The 25669-nt window shown below is 62.7% G+C and carries 23 protein-coding genes and 1 tRNA gene; 16 read left to right on the top strand and 8 right to left on the bottom strand.

All coding sequences use genetic code 11. The features are described 5' to 3' along the window. The first annotated feature begins 51 nt into the window (after positions 1-51). The 3 genes from HOLFODRAFT_RS0218120 to HOLFODRAFT_RS0218110 all read left to right on the top strand — a co-directional run bounded on the left by HOLFODRAFT_RS0218120 (position 52) and on the right by HOLFODRAFT_RS0218110 (position 2312). Positions 52-621 (top strand): xanthine phosphoribosyltransferase, encoded by a 570-nt coding sequence (locus HOLFODRAFT_RS0218120; protein ID WP_026939465.1) that lies wholly within the window; start codon positions 52-54, stop codon positions 619-621. Positions 622-1124: 503 nt separating this feature from the next. Further along, complete coding sequence (gene lpxK, locus HOLFODRAFT_RS22280) at positions 1125-2222, top strand: tetraacyldisaccharide 4'-kinase (protein ID WP_005034909.1); 1098 nt, start codon at positions 1125-1127, stop codon at positions 2220-2222. A 15-nt stretch (positions 2223-2237) separates the two neighbouring features. Further along, positions 2238-2312 (top strand) — tRNA-Gly (locus HOLFODRAFT_RS0218110). Positions 2313-2351: 39 nt separating this feature from the next. Here the strand turns inward: HOLFODRAFT_RS0218110 and HOLFODRAFT_RS0218105 are convergent. Continuing rightward, positions 2352-3806 (bottom strand): glycoside hydrolase family 130 protein, encoded by a 1455-nt coding sequence (locus HOLFODRAFT_RS0218105; RefSeq protein ID WP_005034911.1) that lies wholly within the window; start codon positions 3804-3806, stop codon positions 2352-2354. Next, entirely contained in the window at positions 3803-6085 is a 2283-nt protein-coding gene (locus HOLFODRAFT_RS0218100) for a glycosyltransferase family 4 protein (protein WP_005034913.1), read from the bottom strand. Before HOLFODRAFT_RS0218100 ends, HOLFODRAFT_RS0218105 begins: the two co-directional genes overlap by 4 nt. Before the next feature lie 115 nt (positions 6086-6200). Here HOLFODRAFT_RS0218100 and HOLFODRAFT_RS24700 point away from each other — a divergent pair, with 115 nt between their 5' ends. Continuing rightward, the gene (locus HOLFODRAFT_RS24700; RefSeq protein ID WP_005034915.1) at positions 6201-8123 is read left to right on the top strand and encodes a L,D-transpeptidase family protein; all 1923 of its coding nucleotides are present in this window, start codon (positions 6201-6203) and stop codon (positions 8121-8123) included. A gap of 3 nt (positions 8124-8126) precedes the next feature. Here the strand turns inward: HOLFODRAFT_RS24700 and HOLFODRAFT_RS0218090 are convergent, their stop codons facing one another. Then, positions 8127-8552 carry a MamS/MamX family magnetosome protein gene (locus HOLFODRAFT_RS0218090; protein ID WP_005034916.1) on the bottom strand — a complete coding sequence of 142 codons (426 nt, stop codon included), beginning with the start codon at positions 8550-8552 and terminating at the stop codon, positions 8127-8129. 142 nt (positions 8553-8694) lie between these two features. Here HOLFODRAFT_RS0218090 and HOLFODRAFT_RS22275 point away from each other — a divergent pair, with 142 nt between their 5' ends. The 5 genes from HOLFODRAFT_RS22275 to HOLFODRAFT_RS0218065 all read left to right on the top strand — a co-directional run bounded on the left by HOLFODRAFT_RS22275 (position 8695) and on the right by HOLFODRAFT_RS0218065 (position 16097). Continuing rightward, positions 8695-11010, top strand: coding sequence for a ribonuclease R family protein (locus HOLFODRAFT_RS22275; RefSeq protein WP_005034919.1), 2316 nt, complete (start codon positions 8695-8697; stop codon positions 11008-11010). Between the two features lie 4 nt (positions 11011-11014). Beyond that, positions 11015-12262 (top strand): efflux RND transporter periplasmic adaptor subunit, encoded by a 1248-nt coding sequence (locus tag HOLFODRAFT_RS0218080; RefSeq protein WP_158412989.1) that lies wholly within the window; start codon positions 11015-11017, stop codon positions 12260-12262. Then, entirely contained in the window at positions 12262-13485 is a 1224-nt protein-coding gene (locus HOLFODRAFT_RS0218075) for an ABC transporter permease (protein WP_005034924.1), read from the top strand. Before HOLFODRAFT_RS0218080 ends, HOLFODRAFT_RS0218075 begins: the two co-directional genes overlap by 1 nt. A gap of 172 nt (positions 13486-13657) precedes the next feature. Beyond that, positions 13658-13960, top strand: a complete 303-nt coding sequence (gene yhbY, locus HOLFODRAFT_RS0218070) for a ribosome assembly RNA-binding protein YhbY (protein ID WP_005034926.1) — start codon at positions 13658-13660, stop codon at positions 13958-13960. Between the two features lie 34 nt (positions 13961-13994). Beyond that, the gene (locus HOLFODRAFT_RS0218065; protein WP_005034928.1) at positions 13995-16097 is read left to right on the top strand and encodes an FHA domain-containing protein; all 2103 of its coding nucleotides are present in this window, start codon (positions 13995-13997) and stop codon (positions 16095-16097) included. A gap of 3 nt (positions 16098-16100) precedes the next feature. Here the strand turns inward: HOLFODRAFT_RS0218065 and HOLFODRAFT_RS22270 are convergent, their stop codons facing one another. Next, positions 16101-16646: a 5-formyltetrahydrofolate cyclo-ligase gene (locus HOLFODRAFT_RS22270; protein ID WP_005034930.1), complete on the bottom strand. Its 546-nt coding sequence runs from the start codon at positions 16644-16646 to the stop codon at positions 16101-16103. Continuing rightward, on the bottom strand, positions 16647-17774 hold the full coding sequence (gene mqnE, locus HOLFODRAFT_RS0218055) for an aminofutalosine synthase MqnE (protein ID WP_005034933.1): 1128 nt from the start codon (positions 17772-17774) through the stop codon (positions 16647-16649). Positions 17775-17959: 185 nt separating this feature from the next. On the opposite strand from mqnE, the gene HOLFODRAFT_RS0218050 reads away from it, so the two are divergent. The 7 genes from HOLFODRAFT_RS0218050 to HOLFODRAFT_RS22265 all read left to right on the top strand — a co-directional run bounded on the left by HOLFODRAFT_RS0218050 (position 17960) and on the right by HOLFODRAFT_RS22265 (position 24293). Beyond that, positions 17960-18670: a J domain-containing protein gene (locus tag HOLFODRAFT_RS0218050; protein ID WP_005034936.1), complete on the top strand. Its 711-nt coding sequence runs from the start codon at positions 17960-17962 to the stop codon at positions 18668-18670. A gap of 2 nt (positions 18671-18672) precedes the next feature. Further along, positions 18673-19446, top strand: coding sequence for a Stp1/IreP family PP2C-type Ser/Thr phosphatase (locus HOLFODRAFT_RS0218045; protein ID WP_005034939.1), 774 nt, complete (start codon positions 18673-18675; stop codon positions 19444-19446). A 70-nt stretch (positions 19447-19516) separates the two neighbouring features. Next, positions 19517-20599, top strand: coding sequence for a type IV pilus assembly protein PilM (gene pilM / locus HOLFODRAFT_RS0218040; protein ID WP_005034941.1), 1083 nt, complete (start codon positions 19517-19519; stop codon positions 20597-20599). After that, a complete protein-coding gene (locus tag HOLFODRAFT_RS0218035) occupies positions 20596-21180 on the top strand; it encodes a PilN domain-containing protein (protein WP_005034943.1) in 585 nt (194 codons plus the stop codon). Before pilM ends, HOLFODRAFT_RS0218035 begins: the two co-directional genes overlap by 4 nt. Before the next feature lie 59 nt (positions 21181-21239). Next, positions 21240-21794 carry a type IV pilus inner membrane component PilO gene (locus HOLFODRAFT_RS0218030; protein ID WP_158412988.1) on the top strand — a complete coding sequence of 185 codons (555 nt, stop codon included), beginning with the start codon at positions 21240-21242 and terminating at the stop codon, positions 21792-21794. Positions 21795-21798: 4 nt separating this feature from the next. Then, positions 21799-22269, top strand: coding sequence for a hypothetical protein (locus HOLFODRAFT_RS0218025; protein WP_005034949.1), 471 nt, complete (start codon positions 21799-21801; stop codon positions 22267-22269). After that, positions 22266-24293, top strand: coding sequence for a type IV pilus secretin family protein (locus HOLFODRAFT_RS22265; RefSeq protein ID WP_005034951.1), 2028 nt, complete (start codon positions 22266-22268; stop codon positions 24291-24293). Before HOLFODRAFT_RS0218025 ends, HOLFODRAFT_RS22265 begins: the two co-directional genes overlap by 4 nt. A gap of 66 nt (positions 24294-24359) precedes the next feature. Here HOLFODRAFT_RS22265 and HOLFODRAFT_RS0218015 read toward each other — a convergent pair whose 3' ends face one another. From HOLFODRAFT_RS0218015 to HOLFODRAFT_RS0218005, 3 genes are read right to left on the bottom strand one after another with little or no spacing between them, the layout of a single operon-like run. After that, positions 24360-24560 (bottom strand): hypothetical protein, encoded by a 201-nt coding sequence (locus HOLFODRAFT_RS0218015; RefSeq protein WP_005034953.1) that lies wholly within the window; start codon positions 24558-24560, stop codon positions 24360-24362. A 24-nt stretch (positions 24561-24584) separates the two neighbouring features. Beyond that, complete coding sequence (locus HOLFODRAFT_RS24955) at positions 24585-24737, bottom strand: hypothetical protein (protein ID WP_005034956.1); 153 nt, start codon at positions 24735-24737, stop codon at positions 24585-24587. Next, entirely contained in the window at positions 24734-25609 is an 876-nt protein-coding gene (locus tag HOLFODRAFT_RS0218005; protein ID WP_005034958.1) for a 3-hydroxyacyl-CoA dehydrogenase family protein, read from the bottom strand. The genes HOLFODRAFT_RS24955 and HOLFODRAFT_RS0218005 overlap by 4 nt, the downstream gene beginning before the upstream one ends. Between the last annotated feature and the right edge of the window lie 60 nt (positions 25610-25669).

Here is a 25669-nt window from a genome sequence, read left to right as displayed (position 1 = left end):
CTGGTAGTTGCTCCGTCTCTTCCAGGGGCCCTAACGATGCCGGGGAAATTCATGCAAGAACTGAAAGATCGAATCTTGTCCGAGGGCGTGGTCATTGGCGATTCGGCCCTCAAAGTGGATTCCTTCCTGAACCACCAGCTTGATCCGGCCTTCACCATGCGTATGGGGCAGGAACTGGCGGCCTGTTTTGCGGATGCGGGGATCACCAAGGTTCTGACGGTGGAGGCCTCGGGGATCGCTGTAGCCCTGGCGACGGCCTTGCCCCTGGGGGTTCCGGTGGTCTTCGCCAAGAAGAGGAAGGCCATTACCCAGGACGGGGAGACCTACACGGCTGAGGTCTTCTCCTTTACGCGGAAGGAGTCGGTCCAGATCTCGGTGACCCGCCGCTTCCTTGCTGAACGCGATGTTGTGCTCATCGTGGATGATTTCCTCGCCCACGGTGAGGCCCTCAAGGGGCTGGTGAGCATTGTGGCTCAGGCTGGCGCGCGTCTCGCCGGGGCTGGGATTGTCATCGAAAAGTGCTTTCAGGGCGGAGGGGTTGCTCTTCGATCGCAAGGGATTCGAATCGAATCCCTTGCCGCCATCGAGAGCATGGGGTACGAGGGGATCCGCTTCTTGTGATTGTGACAGTGATTGCGCATCGATCTGGTGTGGCTTTTGGGTGATTCTTGGCCTGGAATCCCCTGGCAATGGTCGCCACGGTCGCGTGGTCTTGCCTGTCTGATCCATGGCGTAGGTTGTTTGTCAAGTCGGAAATTTGGACCAATGCCCTTGTTGGAGGGTGTAACGGATGAATGGGTTTCAATAATTAGAACCTGTTGTATATCAGTGTTTGAGTGATCATATTTTTGAATTCCGCATCTTCTGTGGAAAACCTTGCGGATTACCCCCCCCGGAGGGTCCTAAACACCCCCGTTTACAGGACTTTTACACTCTGCACATGCTTCTCATCATGTTGTTTTGCCCTTTGTTTGCAGATATTTACGTTTGGCGCGATTGTTTCCTGGGCGGGTTCGGATACGCCGGGGTTTTCCACATTTTCCTTTTTGTTTCGTGTTGACATCCTCGGCCTCTCTCCAATTCGGGAAGGGGGTGGGCGAGCTGTGAAGTTCAACGTGTGACCCATGAAAAATGGGCATCGGACACTGAATGTCATCCCTTTCCTGCGCTATCCTCTGGGGATGTCCCTGTTTCGATGGCTAACAGCTCCCCTGGCCCCCTTGTACGGGGCTGTCGTGAAGGCCCGCAACCGGGGCTTTGAACGGCATCCCGAGAGGATTGCCAGGGCAGAAGCCCCCGTGGTTTCTGTCGGAAACCTCAGCACCGGAGGCACCGGCAAGACGCCGGTGACCCTGGCCTTGGCGGGGGGGCTGGCTGATCGGGGCTGGCCGAATGTCGTCCTCTCCCGGGGCTATCGTGGAAAACGGGACGTGGATCCCATGGATGTGGCTCCCGATACGAACCCGGGGGAGGCCGGGGACGAGCCGGTCCTGATGGCGCGCCGTCTGGGCCCTGGCCGTGTAGTGGTGGGGCGCAAGCGGCATGCTGCAGCCCTCAGGGCCCTTTCCTTCCCTTCGTGCCCTCGGGTGCTCCTCCTTGATGATGGCTTCCAGCATCGGGCTCTCCATCGGGATCTGGACCTTCTCCTGCTGGACGGGGTGCGGCGCTGGGGCAACGGCCGGATGCTTCCCCTGGGGGATCTGCGGGAACCCATGTCGTCCGCCGCCCGGGCGGATGCCCTGGTGGTGACCCGGGGGAGCCGGGCGGACCGAGCCGCCATCCTGGCCTGGTGGGAGTTCCATGGCTCCGGTGGTCCCGTCTTCTGGGTGGATTTCGCCATCGGGGCGCTGCGGCGCCTGGATACCGGGGAGCGGCGGATGCTTCCCGCCGAGCTCGGCCCCCTTCTGGCCTTCTGCGCCCTGGGGCATCCCGAGGCCTTCTATGCCGATCTTCTGGTGGCAGGCCTCTCCTGGGTCGGGACCCGCTCCTTCCTCGATCACCACCCCATCTCCCCCCGGGAGCTGGAAGGGCTTCAGGAAGCGGCCCGCAGCGCCGGGGCCGAGGGGCTGGTCTGCACCGAAAAGGACGCCGTGAAGTTTGGGGAAGCCCACCTCAAGCGCCTGGACATGCCCCTGTGGGTGGCGGAGCAGTCCGTCCTTGGCCTGGAGCCCCTGCAGGAATTCGTGCTGGAGAGGCTGGAAAAGCAGTTCGGCTCCCGCTAGACTGGGGACCAAGCTGCGGGCGTAGTTCAGTGGTAGAACGTCAGCTTCCCAAGCTGAATGTCGACGGTTCAATCCCGTTCGCCCGCTCCAGAAGAAAAGCCCCCGAATCCCGGGGGCTTTTTCTTGTCCTCAGCGCAGCCTGCCCAGCAGCTCGTCCAGGGATACGCTCACGATGGTCGTGGCCCGGTCGCTCATGGCATAGGGCAGCACGATCTCCCGCCCATGGAGCAGGGCGCCGCAGCTGTAGACCACATTCGGGACGTAGCCCTCCCGCTCCTGTCCCTCTGGGACCAGGAGGGGTTCCCGCAGGCGTCCAATGACACGGGTGGGATCCTGCAGGTCCAGCAGGGCGGCGCCGATGCAGTACTTCCGCAGGGGCCCCACGCCGTGGGTGATGACCAGCCATCCGGCCTCGGTCTCGATGGGGGAGCCACAGTTTCCGATTTTCACGGACTCCCAGGTTTCGGCAGGGCGGAGGAGCACCTTGGGGTCGCTCCAGTAGTGGGGGTTGTCCGAGAACATGATGAAGAGGTTCTCGTCGTCCTGGCGGGAAAGCATGGCGTAGCAGCTATCAATCCGGCGGGGGAAGAGGGCCATGCCCTTGTTGTGGGCTGCGGTGCCGTTGAGAGTCAGGACGCGGAAGTGCCGGAAATCCTGGGTCTCGATGAGCTGGGGCAGGATGGCATGGCCGTTGTAGGCGGTGTAGGTGGCGTAGTACATCGCCGTTCCGTCGTCCTCTGCGAAACGGACGAAGCGGGCGTCCTCGATCCCGTTGCTCTCGTTGTCCGAGACCGGGAAGATGCAGCGCTCGCTCAGGGCGAGCTCCGGTGGGAAATCCATCTCGTAATTGGAGTCGGCCAGCCACTGGATGCACTGGAGGGTGTTGCTGAGATCCTGGGGCAGGGGTCGGGTTTCCCGCCGGACCCGCAGCACGCTCTGGTTCAGGTCGCTGCGGGTGAAGCTCTCCCCGAGGGGTTCCATCGCCGTGGCCGAGTGGCTGTTGTCGAAGCCCATCTCGTGCAGCTTCACGATGAACAGGTTCTTCTTGTAGTTGGGGTTGGGATTGATCTCCGGCAGGGTGATGAAGCGGGAGGTTGGCTCCAGATGAATGCCACCTCCGGGCTGGATGAGGCCGGTGCGGAACTCGATGGAGGAGATGTGCCCTTCGCCGGTGGCTCGCAGGCTCAGGATGAATCTGAGGCCACCAGGTGGCACGCCATCCTGGTTCGGGTGGGGCACGATGGATGGATTGAAAAGGGCAGCGGCCTCCAGGGCGTATTCTCCGGAGAAGAGGGCGCCGATGAGGAGCTTGCGTCTGAGGGAGAGGGTGTGCTGGGTGAAGACGTGGGGCAGCACACGCTCGTAGTTGGCCAGCAGGGTCGATTCTAGGTCCAGGTGGCGCGAGGCGAAGTCCTGGTGAAGGGCTTCCAGTTCCCGGCTCACTTCCTCCTCGTCCAGGGCGAGGGCACGACCGATGATGGTTGTGATCCGGCGGCCATCGGATGGGATGAAGGGGCGCAGGATCACCCGCTCGCTCTGGGGGAGCAGGGTCAGATGGTGGCGGCGGAGCAGGAGGGGGCTCATGGGGTGCAGCCGAGGGGGGGGGTGATCATGTGCTTGGCGAAGCTCATCTCGGCGATGGAGAGGTGGAAGGCCAGGGTGGATTCCGCCCCCTGGTTCTCGTTGACCCGATCCGGGTGCAGCCCGTCGGCACAGCCGCCTGTGCTGGAGTCATAGAGGGGAAGGCCGAGATCATTACGGCCCAGGAACCACTCGAAGGCCCGTTTGGCTTCCCTGGACCAGGCCTCGTCCTGGGTGGCCCGGTAGGCTTCGAGGCACGCGGCGATCATGGCCTGGGCCTCCACCGGCTGCTGGTCGAAGTCTGCGTGGGCACCGCCCCTCGGATAGAATCCATTGCTGCCGATGGGGCGGAAATGGCCCTCCCGCGTCTTCTGTATGGAGCTCAGCCATTCCAGGGACTTCAGGCCGATCTCAAGGGCCTCCGGGTGGGGCATGCTCTGGGCACTCAGGATCAGGGCCTGACAGAACCGGGCGTTCTCGTAAGTGGCGCTGGATTCGAACCATGGCCAGTGCTCGTCGGCGCAACCCTCCCAAAGATGGATAAGCCTGCGGGTCAGTCCGGTCCGAGCATCCTTCACCGCAGCGCTGTCCGGGAAGCTGCGCAGGTACTCATGAATGCCCAGGAGGGTGAAGGCCCAGGCCCTGGGTGAGGTGAAGCTCTCCACCACAGGCAAGCCCCCCTCGAAGAGCAGGGCCGAGAGCTTGCGATGCCCCTCGTTCCGGGAACGCCCCGCGCCGGTGCCCACCGCCCAGAGGGCACGGGCATGGCTGTCTTCGCTCCCGGCTTCCTCCAGCCACTGGCGGCTGTGGCTCATGAAGTTGCGGAAGCGGCCGGTCCGGCGGTTCAGTGCCGCGGACAGGAAGGCGAGGTAGTTGGTCGCCAGGCGCTCCAGGGGTTCCGAGGGGGGGCGGCCCCCCAACTCATCCATCAGATTGCAGAGGATGAAGGCCCGGGCGTTGTCGTCGGTGCAGTAGCCTTCCTCGTAATTTGGCACATTGAATCTGGCGTGCTGGAAGATGCCGGTGTCGTCGCTCATGCGGGCGATGTGATCCAGGCGCAGGGCCGGAAGGTCGTAGGGGCGGCTCGCCAGGGTCCATTCCGCGAAGGCCTTCCGGGGCAGGGCCTGCCGGTCGGCTCCGGCGTGGGCGAAGGACTGGAGATAGCGTTGGGCAATGGCGGGCCAGATCATCTCCCGTCCCATGGCGTAGGCCCTCTTGCGGGTGTCCAGGAGACGGGCCGGGTCGTCCAGGTAGGTGCAGACGCCCTCGGCAATGGCCTGGGGGTTCCGGAATGGCACCAGGATGCCCCGTCCATCGGCCAGGAGTTCCTGGGCGTGCCAGTAGGGGGTCGAGACCACGGCCTTGCCCGCCCCGAAGACATAGGCCAGGGTGCCGGAGGTGATCTGGGCCTCGTTGAGGTAGGGCGTGAGGTAGATGTCCGTCGCCCCGATGAACTCCTTGAGATCCTCCAGGGACACGAACTGGTTGTAGAAGATCACGTGCTCCTTGACGCCGCAGTCCTCAGCCAGCCGCTCCAGGCCCAGGCGGTAACTCTCCCCTTCCCGGGCCACGAGGTGGGGGTGGGTGGCCCCCAGGACGATGTAGACCACGTCCGGGTGGCGCTTCACGATTTCCGGTAGCGCCTCGATGACATTCTCGATGCCTTTGCCCGGCCCCAGCAGGCCGAAGGTGAGCAGTACGTTTTTCCCCTCCACGCCGAACTGGGCCTTGTAGAGGCTGGAGTCAATGAAGGGCAGGTCGTGGATGCCATGGGGGATGATGTCCACCTTGGAGGCGGGTACCCCGTAGGTTTCCTGTAGGATTTCGAGTCCCTTGTGGGCCATCACCACCAGGCGGTCGCTGGATCGCACCAGCTCTTCCATCACCCTTCTCTGGTCAGGGTCGGGTTGCTGCAGCACCGTGTGCAGGGTGGTCACCACCGGCATGCGCACTTCCCGGAGCAGGGTCAGCAGATGGCTTCCTGCTGGTCCGCCGTAGATGCCGAATTCGTGCTGCACACTGAGCACCCGGGCGTTGCTGAAGTTGAGGAAGTCCGCGCCGCGCCGATAGGAATCCAGGTTCCGCTGATCCAGCTCGAAGCGCACCCGGGGGGGGTAGTCGTAGCCCTCCACCCGGTCATTGACGGCTCCCGTGAAGCAGATGGAGCCGGGGGCGGCCTGGGCCACGGCCTCGCACAGGTCATGGGTGAATGTAGCGATGCCGCAGAGCCTCGGCAGATAGCCGCCCAGGAAGGCGATGCGGTCAGGCAGGGTGGAGTCCATCATCTGGCACCTCACAATCGCTGCAACACGCGTTCGCTGCACCAGGTTGTCTGGGGCCGAGGGTAGCACGGGGATGGGGGGGCCGGTCCTGGCCTTGGTAAGGTATCCTCGCCCTATGAGTGCCCTCGATCCCATCGCCGCTGTCTCCCATCGCGCCCTGGCCCTGGAGGGCCTTCGGAGGCCCGCCTCACCCTTCCATTCCTGTCCGCCCCGGCTCCTGGTGGCCGATGTGAAGCGGCAGCGGATCGGGCTGCTGGCGGCGGGCGAGCTGCTGGGGGAGTTCCCCATTTCCACGGCGCTGGCGGGCCTGGGTTCGGAGGACGGTTCCTTCCGCACGCCCCTGGGCTGGCACCGGATTCACGCCAGGGTTGGCGAAGGGGCGACCCCCGGCACTGTATTCCGGGAGCGGCTGGACACAGGTGAGATATGGAGGGGCGAGCGTTCGGAGGCGGACCTCATCCTGACTCGGGTCCTCACCCTGGAGGGCCTGGAGGAGGGCGTCAACCGCGGTCCCGGCCTGGACACCTTGGCCCGCTATATCTACATCCATGGCACCAACCGCGAGGACCAGCTGGGCACGCCGGTGTCCCACGGATGCCTGCGCATGGCCAATGCCGATGTGATTTCGCTCTTTGATCTGGTGAGGGAAGGCGATCCTCTCCTGATCTCGGATGGCTCCGGGGATGCCCTCGGGCTGGGGCCGCTGCACTTCGCCGGGGTGGCCGGGAGCGGCATGAGTGCCCTGGCCCAGTTCCTGGCCATGAGGGGGCTGCGGGTCACCGGCAGCGACCGAAGCTTCGATCGCGGCCAGCGTCCGGAGGCCAAGGCTCAGCTGGAACGCCTGGGCATCCGCATCCTTCCCCAGGATGGCTCCGGGGTGGTCGCCGCCAGCGGTGTCGTCTACTCCACGGCTGTTGAGGAGGAAGTGCCGGACTTCGCTGAGGCCAGACGCCTGGGGGTGCCTCTCGTGCACCGCTCCGAACTCCTGGCGCACCTGGTGGGGCTCCATCGCACCATCGCCATCACGGGGACCAGTGGCAAGTCCACCACGACCGCCATGGTCTTTGAGCTCCTGCGGGGCGCGGGCAAGGAACCGTCGGTCATCACAGGGGGCGAACTGCCCAGCCTTCAGCGCGAGGGGCTCTGGGGCAATGCCTGGGCCGGAGGCTCGGATCTGCTGGTCATCGAGGCCGATGAGAGTGATGGCACGGTGGTGCGCTACCACCCCGCCGTGGGGGTGATCCTCAATCTCCAAAAGGACCACAAGGAGCCCGAGTCGGTGGCGGAGCTGTTCCGTGTCTTCCGCGCCCAGGCCCGGGAGGCTTTCGTGGTGGGAGATGATTCCAACCTGGCGGAGTTCGCCCCGGGAGCCATCATCTTCGGGCAGGGGGAGCGGGCCAAGGTGCGGGCCGAGGAGGCCAGTCTCACGGCGGAGGGCTCCAGCTTCCGGGTCAGGGACACGTGGTTCCATCTGCCCGCGCCTGGGCGGCACAATCTCGAGAACGCGCTGGCGGCCATCGCGGCCTGCCGCACCGTCGGGGTGCCCCTTCTGGACATGGTTGCGCCCCTGGAGGGCTTCCAGGGGGTGGCGCGCCGTTTCCAGGTCCTGGGCGAGCGCCGCGGGGTTCAGGTGGTGGACGACTTCGGCCACAACCCTGCCAAGGTGGCGGCTTCCATCCGTACCGCCCGGCTCCGGGCCCACCGGGTGCTGGCGGTTTACCAGCCCCATGGCTATGCTCCTACCCGCTTCCTTCGCAAGGATTTCGTCGAGACCTTCGCCACCGAGATCCGGCCCCAGGACCGCTTCTGGATGCTGGAGATCTTTTTCGCAGGGGGAAGTGCTCAGCGGGACTTCTCTTCCGGTGATCTGGTGGAGGAGATCGCCGCCAGGGGAGTGGCCGCGGAATTCGCCCCCTCCCGGGAATGGCTGGTGCAACGCCTGGCCAGCGAGGCTCGGGAAGGGGATCTGATTCTGGTCATGGGGGCCAGGGATCCTTCCCTGACGGAGCTGGCTCAGCGGATTCTCCAGGCCCTTTGAGCCCTACTGCTGGGGTGGTTCTCCCTGGGGAGGGGCGCCGCCGCCGGGATTACCAGTGGGCTGGCCGCTTTCGTCCAGGAGGGTGAGCGTTTCCGAACCCCGGGTGATCTGGCGGGCCACGTATCCCTGCGCCATGGGGGCGCCGACGACGGTGATCTCGTCTCCGGTGGCGAAGGTGAAGTTCTTGGCCTTCAGGATGAACTCGGGACCCACCATGATCTCCACACCCTTGCTCTGGGTCTGGAGGGTGAGGGTCACGATCTTGCCCGGTCCCTGGGATCGGGTGTTCACGGAGCTGACCGTGCCCTGGAGGCTCACCTCCTTGGAGGTCTCATAGGACATCCTGGGCGGGCGCTGGCCTCCACCGGCGGGTTGTGCCTGGGCTGCGATGGGGAGGGTGAGGCACAGGGCCAAGAGGGCGATTTTCATGGGGGCTCCTTTCGCCAGACGGTCTGGCAAAGGTTAGTGGGCTTTGGGGAGGCGACGTTTCTCTATCCCGCTGAACGTCGGGAATCCATGGCCACCCTGTTCAATTCATCCTTCCGGGGTCCGCTGCGGGTACCCTGGAGGGATGAGCCGTCCAACCAGCAAGTACATCCCCCAGCCCGCCAAGAAACGCACCAAGGATTTCGATCGGAAGGAGCGCCCCGCGGTCCCTACGGCCCCGCGCCCCAGGGCTGGCGAAAGCTTCGAAGCCACCTTCCTGGGTCACCCTGAAGGGCCAGGGGGATTCCTCCGCCCCGTCGGCGTCAAGAAGGGCGCTGGCATGGACCTGCTGGTGGACTGGCGGGATGCCAAGGGGGCCATCCACGGCGATCGCGTGCAGGTGGAAGTCTCCGGCGAGAGCTGGGACCACCGGCTCAGGGGTCGGGTGATCCAGATCCTCGCCCGGGGCGAGAATCCCATTCCGGCCCACCTCCAGCGTCAGGTTGCGGGTGGCCAGGTGCTCTGGCGGGCGGTGCCCCTGGAGCCGAGGTTCAGCCAGATTGTGAGCGTCCTCCCTACGGAACTGGCGGAGGACGGGGACCTAGTGACGGTGAAGCTGGACCCCAATCCCGCGCTGCCCCAGCTCCGGGGCACGGTGCTGGCCAAGCTGGGGCGTCCCACGGACCTCAAGATCGAGAACAAGCTCACAGCGGCCCTCTACAACCTGCGTACCGAGTTCTCCGCCGCGGTGATGAACGATCTGGCGCCCCTGCCCACAGAGATCCCGGAGGAATGGACCCAGGGGCGAGAGGATCTGCGCCAGACCCTCACGGTGACGGTGGATCCCCCCACAGCCAAGGACTTCGACGACGCCATCAGCCTGGAACTCCTGCCCGAGGAAGAAGGCGGCGGCTGGATCCTGGGGGTCCACATCGCCGACGTGAGCCATTACGTGAAGGAGGGGAGTTCCCTGGACCAGGAGGCCGCCACCCGGGGCACCTCGGTCTACTTCCCGGACGAGTGCATCCCGATGATCCCCGAGCGTCTGTCTGGCGAACTATGCTCCCTGCGGGAGGGCGTCGACCGCCTCACCCTCAGCGCCTGGATCACCCTGGCCCCCGATCTCGATGTCGTGGAAACCCGCTTCTCCGAGAGCGTCATCCGCAGCCGCAAGCGCCTGACCTACGATGAGGTCAAGGCCGCCTGCATCGATCTGGACAAGCGCTGGCGCACTTCCATCGGGGAGGATGTCAGCGAGATGCTGGATCAGGCCCTGGTGCTGTCCCGCCGCCTGACGGAAAAGCGGCTGGGTCGGGGGGCCATGAACCTGGAGACGGAGGAGGCGGAGTTCATCTTCGATGCCGAGGGCTACCCTGTGGATGCCCGTCGCTACGCCATCCACGGTGCCCACAAGATGATCGAGGAGTTCATGCTCATGGCCAACGAGGCCGTGGCCCGCTTCTTCACCCGCCGGAAGATCCCCACCATCTACCGCATCCACGACGAGCCAGATCCCCTCAAGCTGGAGGTCTTCAAGGGCATCGCCATGGAATTCGGGCTCATGCGTCCCTACGACGAGCCCACCCCTGAGATCCTCAATGCCCTCCTGGACAAGATCCACGGGGGTCCCCTGGAGGTGATGCTCAACACCATGCTCCTGCGGAGCCTCAAGCGGGCTGAATACAGCGCCGACAACATCGGCCACTCGGGTCTGGCCCTCCAGGACTACCTGCACTTCACCAGCCCCATCCGCCGCTACCCTGACCTCATCGTCCACCGCCTCCTGCGTCAGGCCATGCGGGGCGAGCGATACCCCGAGGGACTCTACGGGCACCTCGGCATCCTGGCCAAACGCTGCACGGACACCGAGCAGACCGCCACCGAAGCCGAGCGGGAGAACGACCGCTGGAAGACCTGCATCCTGATGAAGACCAAGATCGGCCAGCGCTTCGATGGGCGCATCCAGGGCTTCTCCCTGAAGGTGGCCTTCGTGCGCCTGGACAGTCCCTTCGTGGAGGTGGGCGTGCCTCTGGGGGCCCTGGGGGGCAACTTCGAGGTGGACATGCACCGTACCCATGCCAAGGGTATGGGGGGCCAGACGGTTCTCAGTATCGGCGACAAGGTGAAGGTCGAGATCACTGGCGTTGATGAGGACCTGCGGCGGGTGAGCGCATGGGTGGTGGAGGCCCAGGGGCAGGATGGCAAGGGCAAGCCCATGACCTTCGTGCCCAGCCTTGCAGCCCCGGCCACACTGCGCGAGGGCGACTTCGTGCCCGAGCGTCGCACCACCGGTCGCCCTGCTGCCCGGGGCGCTGATCGTGACAAGAAGCCCAGTGGGCGGCCCCCGCGCTCCGTGCGCCAGGGGGAGGGCGGCGGCCGGATCGGCCGCCCCGAGCGTTCCCCTCGGGGACCCAAGGCTCCCAAGGGGAGTGTGCGTGGGGGCGGCAAAAAACGAGGGTGAGCGCGTGAGTAAGCGAACGAAAATCCTGGGTGGGCTGGCGGTCCTGATTCTGGTGGCTGCCGGTCTGGGGCTGGCCTTTCGAAGCGGCCAGGATTCGCCCGATGCCTATTCCTGGGATGCAGCCAGCCGGGGGGATGTTCGGGAGACCATCAACGCCAGCGGCGAGATCCAGGCCAGGGTCAAGATCAACATCGGCACCAGCGTGGCGGGGGAGATCAAGGCCCTGCATGTCCAGGACGGTCAGGATGTGAAGGCCGGGGATCTCCTGGTCACCCTGGACCGGGTGCGCCTCCAGCAGCAGTTGAGTCAGGCTGAGGCTGCCGTGATGGCCTCCCGTCAGGACGAGGCCAGGCTGGGGGCGGTGCTGAGGCGCCAGGGCGAGACGACCCAGCGTCTGGAGAACCTCTTCCGGCAGGGCCTAGTCTCCGACGAGGAGTGTCGGCAGGCCCGTCTGGCCCTGGAGAGCGCTGAACTCAGTTACAAGGCCGCCCGGGCGAACGTGGCCCAGAACGTGGCCAATGCGGCGGGTATGCGGGATGGGCTCGGCAAGGCCATCATCCGCGCCCCCATTGCCGGGAGGGTGACCTCCCTCAAGGCGGAGAAGGGCGAGACGGCCATTCCGGGCATGAGCAACCTGCCGGGGGCCACTCTCATGATCATTTCGGACATGAGCGAGATCAACGCCGAGATCAACGTGAACGAGAACGAGGTGGTCCGCCTCCGCCTGGGGCAGGCTGCCCAGGTGATGGTGGAGCCCTTCCCGGGGGAGGTCTTCCAGGGGAGGGTGCTGGAGATCGCTTCGGCGGCCGAGAAAGTCGGCCAGGACGCCAACATGTACAAGGTCAAGGTGGCCTTGGACATGGGTGGAGCTAACATTCCCCGCCTTCGGCCCGGGATGAGTACCCGGGCCGTGATCCTGACATCAGAGGCCAAGGGCGTTCTCCGGGTGCCCCTCCAGTCCGTGATGGAAAGGGAAGGGAGCCTCGAGGATGCCCAGAAAAAGGGGCTCTTGAGTCCGGAGGCCCGTTCCGTTGTGTGGGTGGTCCAGAACGGTCGGGCCATGGAGCGCAATGTCGAGACCGGCGCCGCCAACACTCAGTTCTTCGAAGTGAAGGAGGGGCTGCAGGGGGATGAGAAGGTCCTCACTGGGCCCATCCGCAAGCTCAAGGAGTTGAAGGAGCGCACTTCCGTGAAGCTCAGGAAGCTTTCTGACACCCAGCAGGAACAGAAGGCCCAGAAGCGGGACCAGTGATGGACCTCCTCGAACCGACCCATGCCGCTTTGAAATCCCTGAGGGCCAACAAGCTGAGGTCCGCCCTCACCACCCTCGGGATCATCATCGGCGTGGCGGCGGTGATTGTCGTGGTGAGCCTGGTGCGGGGGCTGGAGCGGAGCGTCCTGAAACAGGTGGAGCGGGCCGGTAGCCAGACCCTCTTCGTCCGGCCCCTCATGCCCCAGGATATCCCCTTTGATGAATACCAGAAGGTGCGCAACCGGGATCTCACCCTGGATGACTTCAAGGCCCTCCAGCGGGCCGTTCCCCAGATCACCCTGGTGACGCCCCTGGCCATCACCAACTCCGAGCTGAAGGCCAACGGTCGCACTACCAGTTCGAGCCTCGTGATGACGGATGACAGCTACCTGGAGGCCAACGACATCGCCCTGAGGCTCGGCCGCAATTTCGTGCCCAGTGATCTTCGCCTGGGCAACAAGGTGGCCATCGTGGGGCCCAAGATCCTGGAGAAGCTGGCCATCAAGGGCAATCCCATCGGGCGGGTGCTCCAGACCCCCACCCAGAGTCTGGAGATCATCGGTGTGCTGGAGGAGCAGGGGACGACGATGGGGCATGATCCCGACAGCAACGTGTTGATGCCCCTGAGCACCGGCATGGCTTTGCTTTCAGAGGCCCAGCGCCGCCAACTCTTCTGCCAGGTCCGGATCGACCCTCGCACCAGCGCCGACGATGGGGCGCTACTGGTGACCGAGGCCCTTCGGCGGATCCGGGGCTTCAAGCCCAAGGAGCAGGAGGGCTTCCGTGTCTTCAGCCCCAAGGAGTTCGCCTCCATCGTGGGCACCATCACCGGCATCATCGGCACCGTGGCCGGGGGTATGGTGTCCATCGCCCTCCTGGTGGGGGGCATCGGCATCATGAACATCATGCTGGTGAGCGTGACAGAGCGGACCCGGGAGATCGGCATCCGCAAGGCCGTGGGGGCCAAGCGCCGGGATGTCCTGATGCAATTCCTCATTGAGGCGGCCCTGCTCTCCATCTTCGGCGGGGCCGTCGGCATGGTCCTGGGCTACGCCGCTGGTGCTGCCCTGGGGCAGGTCCTCCTGGGCACTGTGGGCACCATCCCGCTTTGGGCCGCCGCGGCTGCCTTTCTCGTCCCGGCGGCCATCGGCGTTACCTTCGGCCTCTACCCGGCCTGGAAGGCTTCGAGGCTGGATCCCATTGAGGCGTTGCGTTTTGAATAGATAATAACCCAGCCACAAAGACACGAAGGACCCCAAGGGGCACCAAGAAAAGCGTCGCTCGCGGAAAGTTACTGCGGCCGAGTCATGGGAATGGGCCGGGCATGGGAGGCTCCGGGGCTTTCGTGATTATTCTCAGCCAAAGTGACGATACGCTGAACGTTTGGAGGGCGCCATGCTGACACCCAAGCAGAGACAATTCCTGAAGGCCGAGGCGCACCACCTCAAGCCTGTGGTGCATATCGGCAAGGCCGGGGTCACGGATGCCCTTGCTGCCGAGCTGGACCAGATGCTGGACAGCCTGGAACTCATGAAGATCAAGCTGAACCAGAATACCTCAGAAGATGAGGAGGCGGCCGTGGAGGCCCTCAAATCCCGGGTTACCGGTCTGGAGCACGTCTGGACCATTGGTCACACGATCCTGGTTTTCCGTCCTAGCCGCACCAAGCCGACAGGTTATGCTTTACCCAATCCCTGATGTCGGACAGATGACGTAGTCCCGAGGAGGCACCGTGCCCTATGTGTCCTGGTTCGAAGGCGAGTTCCTGAGCCGCCATCGGCTGGATGGGGATTCCTCGCTGGGGCGGGATCCGGTGGCCTCCACCATGGCCAGGCCAGGGGATCCTAGTGTCTCCCGGATGCATGCCATGATCTTCCTCTCTGAGGGAAAGTGGTGGCTTCGGGATCTGGGATCCAGGAACGGGACCCTTCTCAACGGGCTTCCGGTGGGGACCCCCTTCGGCAGCCTGCTGGAGGATGGGGATGAAATCTCCCTGGGGGACTGGCGCCTGTCCTTCACCCATGGTTTTCCCGGGCTCGACGGTGTGAACTTCGTGGAAGGCGTGGGGGATCTCTTCACTGAGGTCAAACCGGAGCCCTCCCAGGGACTGGCCCTGGTCCGTGGGCTTGAACTCCTTCACAAAGCTACGGAGGCCCTGCTTCGGGAATCCAGTGCCACCGCACTCATCCGGAGCCTGTTGGACGAATCCCTGAAGCTCCTGGGGGCGGATCGGGGCTTTGTGGTGACCGCCGCTCCGGGTGCTTCCTGGCAGAGTGTCTACCGGATCGGGGATGTGGAGGACCAGGTGGGGCTCTCGCAGTCCGTCCTGGACTATGTGGGCCGCCACAAGACGGCTGTGCTCTCCAACGCCCCGACGATGGATCCGCGGTTCGGGGGATCGAGCTTGGTGGAGCTGGAGCGGGGAGCCCTCATGTGCGCCCCCATGGCGTTCGACGGGAACGTGCTCGGGATCCTCTACCTGGACCGCTCGAATACCACCCGGGGATTCTCCCGCTTTGATCTGGCCCTCTTCCAGGCCTTTGTCCGTCTGGGAGCCATCACCCTCCGCCACACCCAGCTCACCCAGAAGGCCATCGGCCATGCCGAGATCCAGGGGGAGCTTCTCCGCCTCAAGACGCTCCACGAACGTCTCGTGGCGAGGACCGGAGAGCTCCTCGGTGCCATGAACAGTTCCCTACGGTGGCTCCAGGGCTACGGCGAAGAGGGCGAGGGGCGGCGCCTGGAGGCGCTGCTCCATCAGGTGGAACGTCTCCAGGCTCTGGTGGAAATGGGGCTGCAGGAGACCTTGCTGGAGACCCCACGAGAGGTCAACCTTTCCCGTGGACTGGATGCCCTCCATGCCCAGATAGGATCTGCCTGGAGGGAGCTCCTGGCCTTGAAGGGGGCCACCCTTCAGCTTGACCCGGTGCCATTCGGCACGGTCTGGATGGCAGGTGGATTGGCCCTCCAGGCGGTCATGGGCCTGGTGGAGCCCCTCCTCATGCAGGTGGTCAGGGGGGGGCTTGTCAAGGGACGCTGGAGCGAGGATGCAGGGGACTGGATCCTTCTCCTGGAGTTCTCTGCCCTCCTGTCTCCACCGTCGCCGGACCCCTGGACCCTCCATGCACTTTCTGAAGCCGGGATTGAATGGCGGTGGAACAACCAAGTCCTGGCCATCTCTTTTGCCAAGAGCCTGGAACGTGTCTCTGAGGAATCCCAGCTTCCCCTTCTGGGCCTGGTGACCGAGGACTATGAACTCATGGGCCTCTTTGAGAGCGTTGCGGAGGCCGGGGGACTTTCCATCTATCCCCTCGAATCCGAACCGCCTAGGGTACCTTTGCCCGCCTTCGCTTATCTGGTCCTGGATGCCAAGGGTATGACAGATCCTGTCGGGGCCATCCAGACCTTCCGCCGCCATCCCTCTTTCCTGACGGTACCCATCCTGGTGGTGAGGGCCCCGGAGGAACTCTTTTCGACACTCCTCGCGGTCGGAGCCACGGATTGGCTGCCGGAGGGGTTCCGATGGGAGATGCTGCACAACCGGCTCCAGGTTCTCAAGGGTCACGAGGAGCTTCAGCGGAAGGCCTTGGCCGCAGAGCGGTTGGATTCCTTCCGGCAGATGGCCGGTTCCCTCAAACACGAGATCAACAACCCCCTCGCGGTCATATCCATGCAGGTGGAACTCCTGGAGCGGAAGTACCCCGACGAGCCCAAGTTCGCCAAGATCGGGGACATGGTGGAACGGATCCGCGGCTTGATGCAGGTGCTCCAGAAGATGAGGGAATCCTCCACCGAGGACTATCCGGGTGGAACGAGCATCCTGAAACTCAGCTGATCCCTAGAACCAGGTCAAACCAGCTTCTGTCATCAAGGCCTGCACCGGGAGGTCCTGGGGTTCGCTCGGCAGGGCTTCGCAGCGTTGGAAGTCGAAGCCCACCGCCAGGGTGGTGATCCCCTCGTTCAGGTGGGCCAGGGTCACATCGTAGAATCCGCCGCCGTAGCCCAGTCTGAATCCCTTGGCATCGAAGGCCAAGCCCGGCACCAGCAGGAGTTGGACGGGTGGGTCGAAGTGTTGGGCCAGGGCAGGTTCCATGAGGCCCCACATCCCTGGTTCCAGGGGTTCTGGTCCCCAGACCAGCCGAGGGGGTTTGGTGGAGGCCACGCGAGGGAAGAAGAAGAGCCAATCGGGGTGCCCCGCGATGAGGGGCCGCAGATCGATCTCGGAGCCGTAGGGCCAGAAGACGCCGAGATGGGTGATCCTCCGGCTTTGGCAGAAGTGGCCGATGGCCTCGCAGATGGCCTGGGAAGCCCGCTGGCGATCAGTCTCCGGAGCTCCATTGCGCAGTGCCATGTAATGCTGCCGGAGTTCCTTCTTGCTGGCCACTCAGTGCTCCGCAGGATAGGTGTTGTAAAGGTTGTCCCGTTCGATGGCCTCAAATCCTGCATCCCGGATCAGTCGGATGATCTCCTGCCGACTGAGTCCTGGCGGGGTTTTGGCTCCGGCCTGATGGGCGATCTCCTCGCACACGATGGTGCCATCGATATCGTCTGCTCCGTAGCTGAGGCCGATCTGGGCCAGGCCAGGGGTGATCATGACCCAGTAGGCCTTGATGTGGTCGATGTTGTCCAGCAGGAGGCGGGCTACGGCGATCTCCCGCAGATCCTGGGTGCCGGTGGTGGGGAGGATCCGGTGGGTGCGGGAGAGCTCGTTGTCCTCGTTCTGGTAGGCCAAGGGGATGTAAGCGAGGAATCCGCCGGTCCGATCCTGGAGTTCCCTGAGCCTCAGAAGGTGGTCCACCCGGTGCCGGGGTTCCTCGATGTGGCCGTAGAGCATGGTGCAGTTGGTGGGAAGCCCTTTGGTGTGGCACAGTTCCGCCACTCGCAGCCATGTGTCTGCATCCTTCTTTCCCACGCAGATCTGCTTGCGGACCTCGGGGTCGAAGATCTCTGCTCCTCCACCGGGGCAGCTCTCAAGGCCAGCGGCAATGCAGCGATCCAGGAACTCTCCTGCGGATATGCCCGAGTTTCGGGCGTAGAAGTCAATCTCCACCATGGTGAAGACCTTCAGGTGGATATCCGGGAAGCGGGCCTTGATCGTGCGGAATAGGGACTCGAAGTATTCGATCTTCAACCTGGGATGATGCCCCGCGGTCATGTGGAGTTCCCGCACCCCATGATTTTCCGGATTGTCCAGTTCCCGGATCACGTCTTCCACAGACATGACGTAACCTTTCGGGTCGTCCATGTGGGCCTGGAATGCGCAGAACTGGCAGTGGGTATAGCAGATGTTGGTGTAGGAGAGGCGACGACTGGTCACGAAATAGGCCCTGCGACCGTGGCGCGCAAGGCGGACGGAGTGGGCCATGGCGGCGATGCCTGTGAGATCCAGGGAGTTGTAGAGCAGCAGTCCATCTTCGAATGAAAGCCTGTCCCCCCGCTCGATCTTTTCGGCCAGGGGCAGGAGGGCGGAATCTTGGATGTAGCTGGCGAGAGGCATGGAGAGGCCCGACATTTAACACCTCGCCCTCCATTCTACGGGCTTTTTCGGGGGAACACTGTGAGTCTCTCATTCCCTGGCGAGGTCAACGGGGGTAATATCTAGAAACTCTCCTGCTTTCCGCTTGCATCGGCTGGTCCAAATTCAAGCTATTGAGCCGGAATATCGAATAGTTACCACCTGCAGAATCGGGCATCCCCATGAATCCATACGAAATCCTGGAACTGTCACCGGGCGCTTCTGCGGAGGAGATCAAGTCGGCCTATCACCGCTTAGCGAAGCAGTGGCATCCCGACAAGTTTGTGGGGCCCGCAAAGGCTGAAGCTGAATCGAAGTTCCGCCATCTGGCGGAGGCCTTCAGCATGCTGAAGGACGTTGCCAGAGGTGCCGCCTCGCCTACCCCGGTCCAGGCCTCCGTGAATCCGTCGGAATCGAGGATCGATCTGGAGGAGGCACCCGCTCCAAAGGAGCGGAATGCCGAGGACTGGTATCGGGAGGCCAAGGCTTGCATGGACCACGGGGATTTCCAGAAGGCGCTGGGTCTGGTCCACTTTGCGATCAAGATGGATGGGGGCAAGGGTGAATACCAGGCCCTCCTGGCCAGGGCTGTTGCAGAAAGCACCGGGGACAAGAAGGCTGAATCCAGGGCCTTGGAGGCCGCCATCCGCTTGAATCCCAGGGATGTGGATTCCACCATCCGCCTTGCGGAGCTCTTTCAGTCCGTGGGGATGTACGCTCGGGCGACCGCCCTATGGGAGACAGCCCGTCGCATTGCTCCGAACCACCCGGTGTTCGCCAAGGCGGTTCCGGCAAAGTCCAAGGGGTATCTCGGGGGCTCTTTGGCTGACCAGTGGGCTGAGTTGGTGGGGCGGATTCGGGGCGGGATGGCACGTATGAAGGGTGGGAGATGATCATGCGGGTGGTTGCAGCTGGACTGTCGGATGTCGGATGCATCCGCAAACACAATGAGGACAACCTGCTCGTCGATATGGAACTGGGCCTTTTCCTGGTGGCGGATGGCTTGGGGGGGCACGCCGCTGGGGAGGTGGCCAGCCGGATTGTTGTGGAAAAGGTTGAGGAGTTCATTGCACAGACTGCAGAGCGGGATCGCACTTGGCCTCTGGATTACGATGCCCGGATTCCATATGACGGCAATCGCCTGAAGGCGGCCCTGCTTCTCTCCGACCAAGCCATTCTTGATGACATCCGGGAAAATCCCGAGCGGGAGTCCATGGGGTCCACCGTTGTGGCATGCCTTGTCAAAGGGGACTGTGTGACCATGGCACACGTGGGGGATAGTCGGGCTTACTTGCTGAATCCAGATGGGATACGTCAGATAACGCGCGATCATTCCTGGGTTGCGGATCAGGTCGCGAACGGGATTCTCACTGCAGAGGAGGCTCGGAAACACCCCTTTCGAAACGTTATCACCCAGGCACTTGGCAATGGCGGCGAACTGGATGTCTCTATTCAGGAACTCCAAGTGAAAGAACTGGATCGCCTTTTGCTTTGCTCGGACGGGCTTTCTGGTATGGTGCCTGACGAAGAGATCTGGAAAATCGTCCAAAACAGTGATTCCTTAGCGATTGCCGCTGAAAAGCTTGTAAAAAAGGCCTTGGAGAATGGAGGGGAAGACAACGTGACTGTGGTGCTTGTTGGTTTCGAGTTAGACAATATTTTGGCTTGACAGTCCGCGCCTTGACGCGAACGTTTACATCGGTACAATTCATTACAAAATCCGAAAAGCGAGGCTCCCCGTGGGTCTGTTCCAAAGCAAAAAGAAACTCCTAGTTGGTCTGGACATTGGATCCGGCAGCGTCAAGCTCTGCGAGCTCCAGTCCAGCGGAAAGGCCGGTAGCCAGCGCTATAGGCTTCAGAAACTGGGGGAGATACCCATTCCCCATGACGCCATCGTCGATGGGGACATCATGGACAGCAATGCCGTCGCTGGAGCCATCCGCCAAGTTGTTGCTGAGCAGAAGATCAAAGCCAAGGAGGTGGCCATCTCCGTGGCCGGCCAGCAGGTGATGGTCAAGAAGGTGACCTTCCCCCTGATGAGCCCCGCTGAATTGGCGGAATCCGTGCGGTGGGAGGCTGAGAGCTTCTTCCCTGCCGGGCAGGGGCTCGACTCCTATGCCCTGGACTTCTCCATCCTTGAGGAGCGTCCGGCGGACGGCAATATGGATGTCGTCCTGGTGGCATGCCGGAAGGACAAACTGGAGGCTTATGTCTCCTGTGTCGCCCAGGCCGGGCTTCGTCCGGTGATTGTGGATGTCGACGTATTTGCGCTCCAGAATGCCTACGAGGCGAACTACTCGGTTTCCAGTCGTGACGAGGTGGTCGCCCTGGTCAATATCGGGTCCAGTTTCACCAACTTGACCATGCTCACCGGCAATCGGTCGACATTCTGGCGGGACATCGCCTGGGGCGGCAACCGTTTCACCGACAAGCTGGTGGAGGATTGGGGCGTTTCGCGGGAAGGGGCGGAGTTGCTGAAGCAGGGTGGAAGTGCAGAGGGAAGGACTGCCGAGGAGGTGCAACCCTCCTTGATGGCCATCTCGGATGGCTTCGCTGATGAGCTTACGCGGACTGTCGATTTCTTCCGCTCCAGCTTCAAGGTCGATCGCCTCGATCGGATTGTCGTCTCCGGGGGCGGAGCCAAGACCAGTGGCTTGCTGGAAGTTCTGGGGGATCGTTTCCGGGTGTCCGTGGAACGCATGAACCCCTTCCAGGCCCTCGAAGTGGACGAGAGAAGTGTGGATTCTTCGAGGGTCAGTGAAATTGGCTGCTCGGCTGCCGTTGCAGTCGGTGTGGCTCTCCGCCAGGTGGGTGACCGATGATCAGGATAAATCTCCTTGGAGACGCCCTGGCCCAGGGGGGGGGGAAGAAGGATTCCCCGGATCCCGCGGCCCTCTATGATCAGGGGGAACAGAAAACCTCTGGGTTCCCTGTGGCTGGTGTGCTGATCGGACTCCTCTTCGTGGCTTGCAGCGGGATCTACTACGTCTGGCTTTCCAAGAAGGTCGAATCCGCGAAGGCCACCAATGTTGAACTGGAGGCCAAGAAGCAGGAACTCCAGAAATACTATGCACTTGAGAAACAATATCGGGAACAGAAAGCGGCCCTCGCTCAGAAAAAGGAGGTCATTGTCGGCCTTCGTCTGTCTCAGCGTGCGCCTGTCTACTTCTTGACTGAACTGGCCAACTGTCTGCCGGATGGTGTCTGGTTCAAGAAAATGTCCCAGAAGGGCAACACCATCACGGTCGAGGGCGACAGCACCAGCTTTGAGGCCGTCAATCTCCTCAAGAATCGGCTGATGGAACAGAGCCGGTATTTCCGGAACGTGCAGTACCCGAAGGCTGACAAGAAGGGTTCCATCGTGGGATTCTCGCTTTCCTTTGAATTCAAGCCGCAGAGTTGAGGCCGAAGATGACACCCTATCTTCAAAAGCAAATCATCATAGGCAGTCTGGCTGGTCTATTGATCGCAGTCCTCACCTACATCCTTCTGGGGGGGGCCCGTACTGAGCTGAAGACCCTTGAAGCTTCAAATGTGACCTTGCAGGAAGAGGTTCGAAAGGGTTACGGTATCAAGTCGAACTATGAGCAACTCAAGAAAGAGGTCGACCTTCAGAGCAAGACAATCGAAGAGTTGATCAAGATCATGCCTGCCGAGACGGATATCTCCGAGATGCCATACAAGGTCAAGAAAATGGCAGATACGGCTGGCATCGACCAGGTCTCCTTCTCCAACGAGGCTCCTCAGAAGCAGCAGTACTACACCGCCTTTCCGGTCCAGTTCACCTTCCGGGCCGGGTTCCACTCCTTCGGCGAGTTCGCTTCTCAGATCAGCGGCTTTGAGAAGATCGTCTCCATTTCAGATATTGAGATGACCAGGGATAGCGGAAAATCCCTCTACCCAATCCTGGTGAAGTGCAAGGTCAGTGCCTACGTCTACACGCCCCCACCGCCACCGGCTCCGGCGGCCAAGCCTGCTGCCAAGGCTTCGGCACAACCCGCGGCCAAGGAGGAATGATTCCATGCGTCCCATCCCAAATGGACTCTTTGCTGCTGTAATCTGTTGCACCGCCCTTGGATGGGCTGCCACACCTGAGCCAGCAGTCAGCACCCCTCCCAGCGTCCCGGTTGCCCCTGGAGCTGCGGCTCCTGAGGTCGATCTTACCAAGATCGAGGCCATCCCATACAAACCTCAACAACGGCGCGATCCCTTCACTGTGCCCAGTGATGCCGAACGTGGCGGACGGGGGGACTTGGTGGATGACATCGGTGTGAAGGGGCGGATCGTCTCCGGGGGGAAGGTCATGCTGGTGGCCACCGACAGCCGGGGAAATATTCGAACCTTGCCAGTGGGCTTTCGATTCAAAGATGGCGAGATTGTTGCTATCAGCGAACGAGCTGTCACGTTTCATCAATGGGAAATAACTTCGACCAACAAGTCGATCTACCGAACTATCGTGAAAACCTTTAAGCCTGAGGAGGGGAAACCATGAGAACTCGCCTGAGTCATCTGCTCGTGGCGGGGCTGGTGGCTTGCGCCACTTGGCCGTGCGCGCTTGCCGGAGGTACCTCCGCAGAAACAAGCGCTGTGCTTCCAGCCCAGGAGGCCGCCGCCCTGCTGGGGGCGTCCCTGAACGCCTCCTCGGAGGGGGCTCCCAAGGTCCGGCTGGAGATCCCTGGCTACAAGGGGACACCTCGCTGTCAAGTGCTTGGCAAGCCCCTCCGTGTGGTGCTTGACCTTCCGGGCGTTGTGATGTCCGAGGCCATCAATCGCCAGCACGTTCGAGGACTGGTGTCCGGGGCCATCACCAAGGCCAGGATTGCTCAGTTCTCCCCCGCGCCTTCCCCGGTCACCCGGGTCGTGTTCGAGGTGGGAACCGGGACCCAGGTTGACCTGGCTCCTGACGCTTCCGGCTTGACCATCGCCTTTGCCAAGGGTCAAGGACCGACCAAAGTCAATGTTGGGGCTCCAGGTGCCGAGCAGCTGCTGCCGGTGGTGGCGGTTGTGACTCCCGCTCTGGTTGAGGCACCCGCCCAGTCCCTTCCCCAGATCGCAGTCAATGCCGTCAAGCCTGCGCCCTCTGCGCCGCTGGCTGCGCTGCCGAGCGTGGGCATGCCGTACCATGCCTTCCCGCAACTCGCTTTGAACACGACGCTGCCCACACTTGGAGCCGTCCAGGGATCAGAGCGGGGGACGGAGCGTCAGGATGCTGCCACCGGAAGGTCCGGTCGCACCCTTGGCGAAGGCGCGCAACGCTACACCGGTTCCAAGATCACCATTGATGTGAAGGGCGCCGAGCTCTCCGCCTTCCTTCGCCTGATCGCCGATCATGCCAAGATGAATCTCATCGCGGATCCGGATGTCGCCGGGCAGACCTACGAGTTCAAGTTCACGGACACTCCCTGGGATCTGGTGCTGGATACGATCCTGAAGCACGCGGGCCTTGGCAAGGAAGTCAACAACGGCATCATCCGTGTCGCCAAGGTCGAGAAGCTCCAGAAGGAGGAGGAGGATCGCAAGAAGCTGGAGGAAGCCAAGGCCCTGGCTGGCGATCTCGTCAGCGTCACCCGGCCCCTCTCCTTCGCCAAGGCGGCGGATGCCAAGGCCGTCGTGGAGAAGGTGCTCACCAAGCGCGGCAGCATCATCGTGGATGATCGGACCAATACCCTCATCCTGACGGACCTTCCCCGCAACCTGAAGCTTGTTGACGAACTGATCCTGCAGATGGATGTTGCCATCCAGCAGGTCCAGATCGAGGCGCGCATCGTGGAGGCCAGCAAGGAGTTCTCCCGCCAGTTCGGTGTCAAGTGGCCCTCCAGCAACTCCACTGCTGGCACGACGGGTGGTTCGGACTACTGGGCCTTCGGGGGGACAAATTCGAGTTCCTCCGGGACCTGGAATAGCGCCGCTGATACGAGCGTAGGCAATGGGGCTGCTTGGCGCACCACGACTTCCATCGCTGACCCTGCGGGTGAGCTATGGGTTTCCTTTGTCCGGAGCGCCTTCAGTGTGAACGTCATCCTGCAGGCGGCTGAGAAGAACGGCACTGTCAAGATCGTCTCGAACCCCAAGGTGGTGACCCAGAACAACAAGAAGGCCAAGATCCTGGCTGGGCGCAAGATTCCCTATGCAACCACCCAGAGCGGCAGCAGCAGCGGAGCCATCACGACCTCCTTCGTGGATGCCAATCTCGAACTGAGTGTCACACCGCAGATCACCAACGATGGCACCATCCTGATGGACCTGAAACTCACCAAGTCCGAGGCCGATTTCGGGAATACCGTTCAGGGCACCCCCACGATCCTCAACAAGGAACTGGAAACCCAGGTCCTGGTCAAGGACGGTGGGACGGCCATCCTGGGTGGTGTCTACACCAGCAATGTGACCAATGGAACGACGGGCATCCCCTACCTGTCCAAGATTCCCGTCCTGGGCTTCCTGTTCCGGAGCAAGACTGCCAGTGAGTCCAATGCTGAACTGCTCTTGTTCATCACTCCTCGTATTCTGAAGAACTAGGCTCTGCACAAAGCAACAAAAAGGAGGGTCCAGAACGGACCCTCCTTTTTGTTGCTTCGAGATGCTTCAGCCTTCCAGGGGAAGGGTGCGGACCAGGCGTTTGCAGGCGTTGCACAGGAGGGTGAAGGTATCAGGCCGGTCAATCTTGTAGGCTGGGTCGGACCCCTGGGAGGTCTTTTCCAGGTGACCGAAGCGGTACTCCGCAATACGAACACTCTGGGGGGCGGTGAGATCAGCGCCGCAGTTGGGGCAGGAAAGATCGGACATGGTGGGCTCCTGGGTGGGTATCCTCTAGCGGATCAAGAAATGCCATATGCCATAGGCTATCAGCCCCAGGGCGACCAAGCCTAGGGCCAAGCGCAGGAGGACTTGGCCGACTTTGTAGGCGATCCAGAGCACTAGGACCGTTGCGATCAATAGGATGGCGAGGGTGAGGGTGTTCATTCAGCACGACTCCCGTTGGGCCAAGCGTAGAATCCCTGGCCCGATTTACGCCCGAGTTCTCCCCGGGCGACTTTCTGTTTGAGAATGGTCGGCGGGGCGAAGGCTGGGTTGGCGGTTCTCTCATAGAGAGAGGTGGCGATGGCTAGACGGAGGTCCAATCCCACGCGATCACTCAGCTCCAGGGGGCCACAGGGGTGCCCGTAGCCTATCGCCATCAGGGCGTCGATGTCTGAAGGGGTGCCTTGGCCCTGTTCCACCATGCGCATCGCTTCCAGGCCCTGGACCATCGCCAGGCGGCTGGCGAGGTACCCAGGCTGATCCGGGGCAGGAATCACCTCAAGCCGGAGTTGCTTGGCCAGTCCCAGGGCTGGCCGGGTATCAGTGCCTGGCTCCGATACCAGTTCCACCACCCGGCGGTGGTGTACTGGGACGAAGAGGTGAAAACCCAGGATTGGGAGAGGGAAACCGCTCCGGGCTCGGAGTTCCGAGACGGGGATGCCCGAGGAACCAGTTGCCCAGAGAACGTCCCTGGTTGCCAGTGAACTGAGATTCGCCCAGGCTGACGCCTTGAGCTCTACGGATTCCGGAAGGGTCTCAAGGAATACATCGCTTCCCTGGAGGGCCTCTTCCAGGCTTTCACCGATCCGGAGTCGAGCCCTTGCCAGGGCGAGGGCTTCAGCCTGGATGCGTCCCTTGCGAAGAGAAACGTCCCAACGGCTCTGCACGCTTGCCAGTCCCTGGGCAGCATGGCCAGGGGTCCGACCCACCAAGCGGACCTCTAGCCCGCACTCGGCGGCCCATTGCGCCACCGCAAGGCCGAGGGTGCCAGGTCCCAGTATGGTCAGGCCCCGGTGGGGGCCCAGGAGGGTCACGACAGTTCCATGCAGTGGTTCATTATTCCTCTTTCGGCGCGGGGGCCGGGTTCCGGATAG

It is taken from the genome of Holophaga foetida DSM 6591 (assembly GCF_000242615.2).
Taxonomy (GTDB): Bacteria; Acidobacteriota; Holophagae; order Holophagales; family Holophagaceae; genus Holophaga; species Holophaga foetida.
Note: the sequence above shows the minus strand (reverse complement) of the source record. Positions and strands in the feature narration are given on the sequence as shown.

Excerpts from the sequence above, each read along its gene's own strand:
- HOLFODRAFT_RS0218120 (WP_026939465.1), top strand. The coding sequence starts at position 52 with ATGCAAGAACTGAAAGATCGAATCTTGTCCGAGGGCGTGGTCATTGGC.
- lpxK (WP_005034909.1), top strand. The coding sequence starts at position 1,125 with ATGAAAAATGGGCATCGGACACTGAATGTCATCCCTTTCCTGCGCTAT.
- HOLFODRAFT_RS0218105 (WP_005034911.1), bottom strand. The coding sequence starts at position 3,806 with ATGAGCCCCCTCCTGCTCCGCCGCCACCATCTGACCCTGCTCCCCCAG.
- HOLFODRAFT_RS0218100 (WP_005034913.1), bottom strand. The coding sequence starts at position 6,085 with ATGGACTCCACCCTGCCTGACCGCATCGCCTTCCTGGGCGGCTATCTG.
- HOLFODRAFT_RS24700 (WP_005034915.1), top strand. The coding sequence starts at position 6,201 with ATGAGTGCCCTCGATCCCATCGCCGCTGTCTCCCATCGCGCCCTGGCC.
- HOLFODRAFT_RS0218090 (WP_005034916.1), bottom strand. The coding sequence starts at position 8,552 with ATGAAAATCGCCCTCTTGGCCCTGTGCCTCACCCTCCCCATCGCAGCC.
- HOLFODRAFT_RS22275 (WP_005034919.1), top strand. The coding sequence starts at position 8,695 with ATGAGCCGTCCAACCAGCAAGTACATCCCCCAGCCCGCCAAGAAACGC.
- HOLFODRAFT_RS0218075 (WP_005034924.1), top strand. The coding sequence starts at position 12,262 with ATGGACCTCCTCGAACCGACCCATGCCGCTTTGAAATCCCTGAGGGCC.
- yhbY (WP_005034926.1), top strand. The coding sequence starts at position 13,658 with ATGCTGACACCCAAGCAGAGACAATTCCTGAAGGCCGAGGCGCACCAC.
- mqnE (WP_005034933.1), bottom strand. The coding sequence starts at position 17,774 with ATGTCGGGCCTCTCCATGCCTCTCGCCAGCTACATCCAAGATTCCGCC.
- HOLFODRAFT_RS0218050 (WP_005034936.1), top strand. The coding sequence starts at position 17,960 with ATGAATCCATACGAAATCCTGGAACTGTCACCGGGCGCTTCTGCGGAG.
- HOLFODRAFT_RS0218045 (WP_005034939.1), top strand. The coding sequence starts at position 18,673 with ATGCGGGTGGTTGCAGCTGGACTGTCGGATGTCGGATGCATCCGCAAA.
- HOLFODRAFT_RS0218035 (WP_005034943.1), top strand. The coding sequence starts at position 20,596 with ATGATCAGGATAAATCTCCTTGGAGACGCCCTGGCCCAGGGGGGGGGG.
- HOLFODRAFT_RS0218025 (WP_005034949.1), top strand. The coding sequence starts at position 21,799 with ATGCGTCCCATCCCAAATGGACTCTTTGCTGCTGTAATCTGTTGCACC.
- HOLFODRAFT_RS22265 (WP_005034951.1), top strand. The coding sequence starts at position 22,266 with ATGAGAACTCGCCTGAGTCATCTGCTCGTGGCGGGGCTGGTGGCTTGC.
- HOLFODRAFT_RS0218015 (WP_005034953.1), bottom strand. The coding sequence starts at position 24,560 with ATGTCCGATCTTTCCTGCCCCAACTGCGGCGCTGATCTCACCGCCCCC.
- HOLFODRAFT_RS24955 (WP_005034956.1), bottom strand. The coding sequence starts at position 24,737 with ATGAACACCCTCACCCTCGCCATCCTATTGATCGCAACGGTCCTAGTG.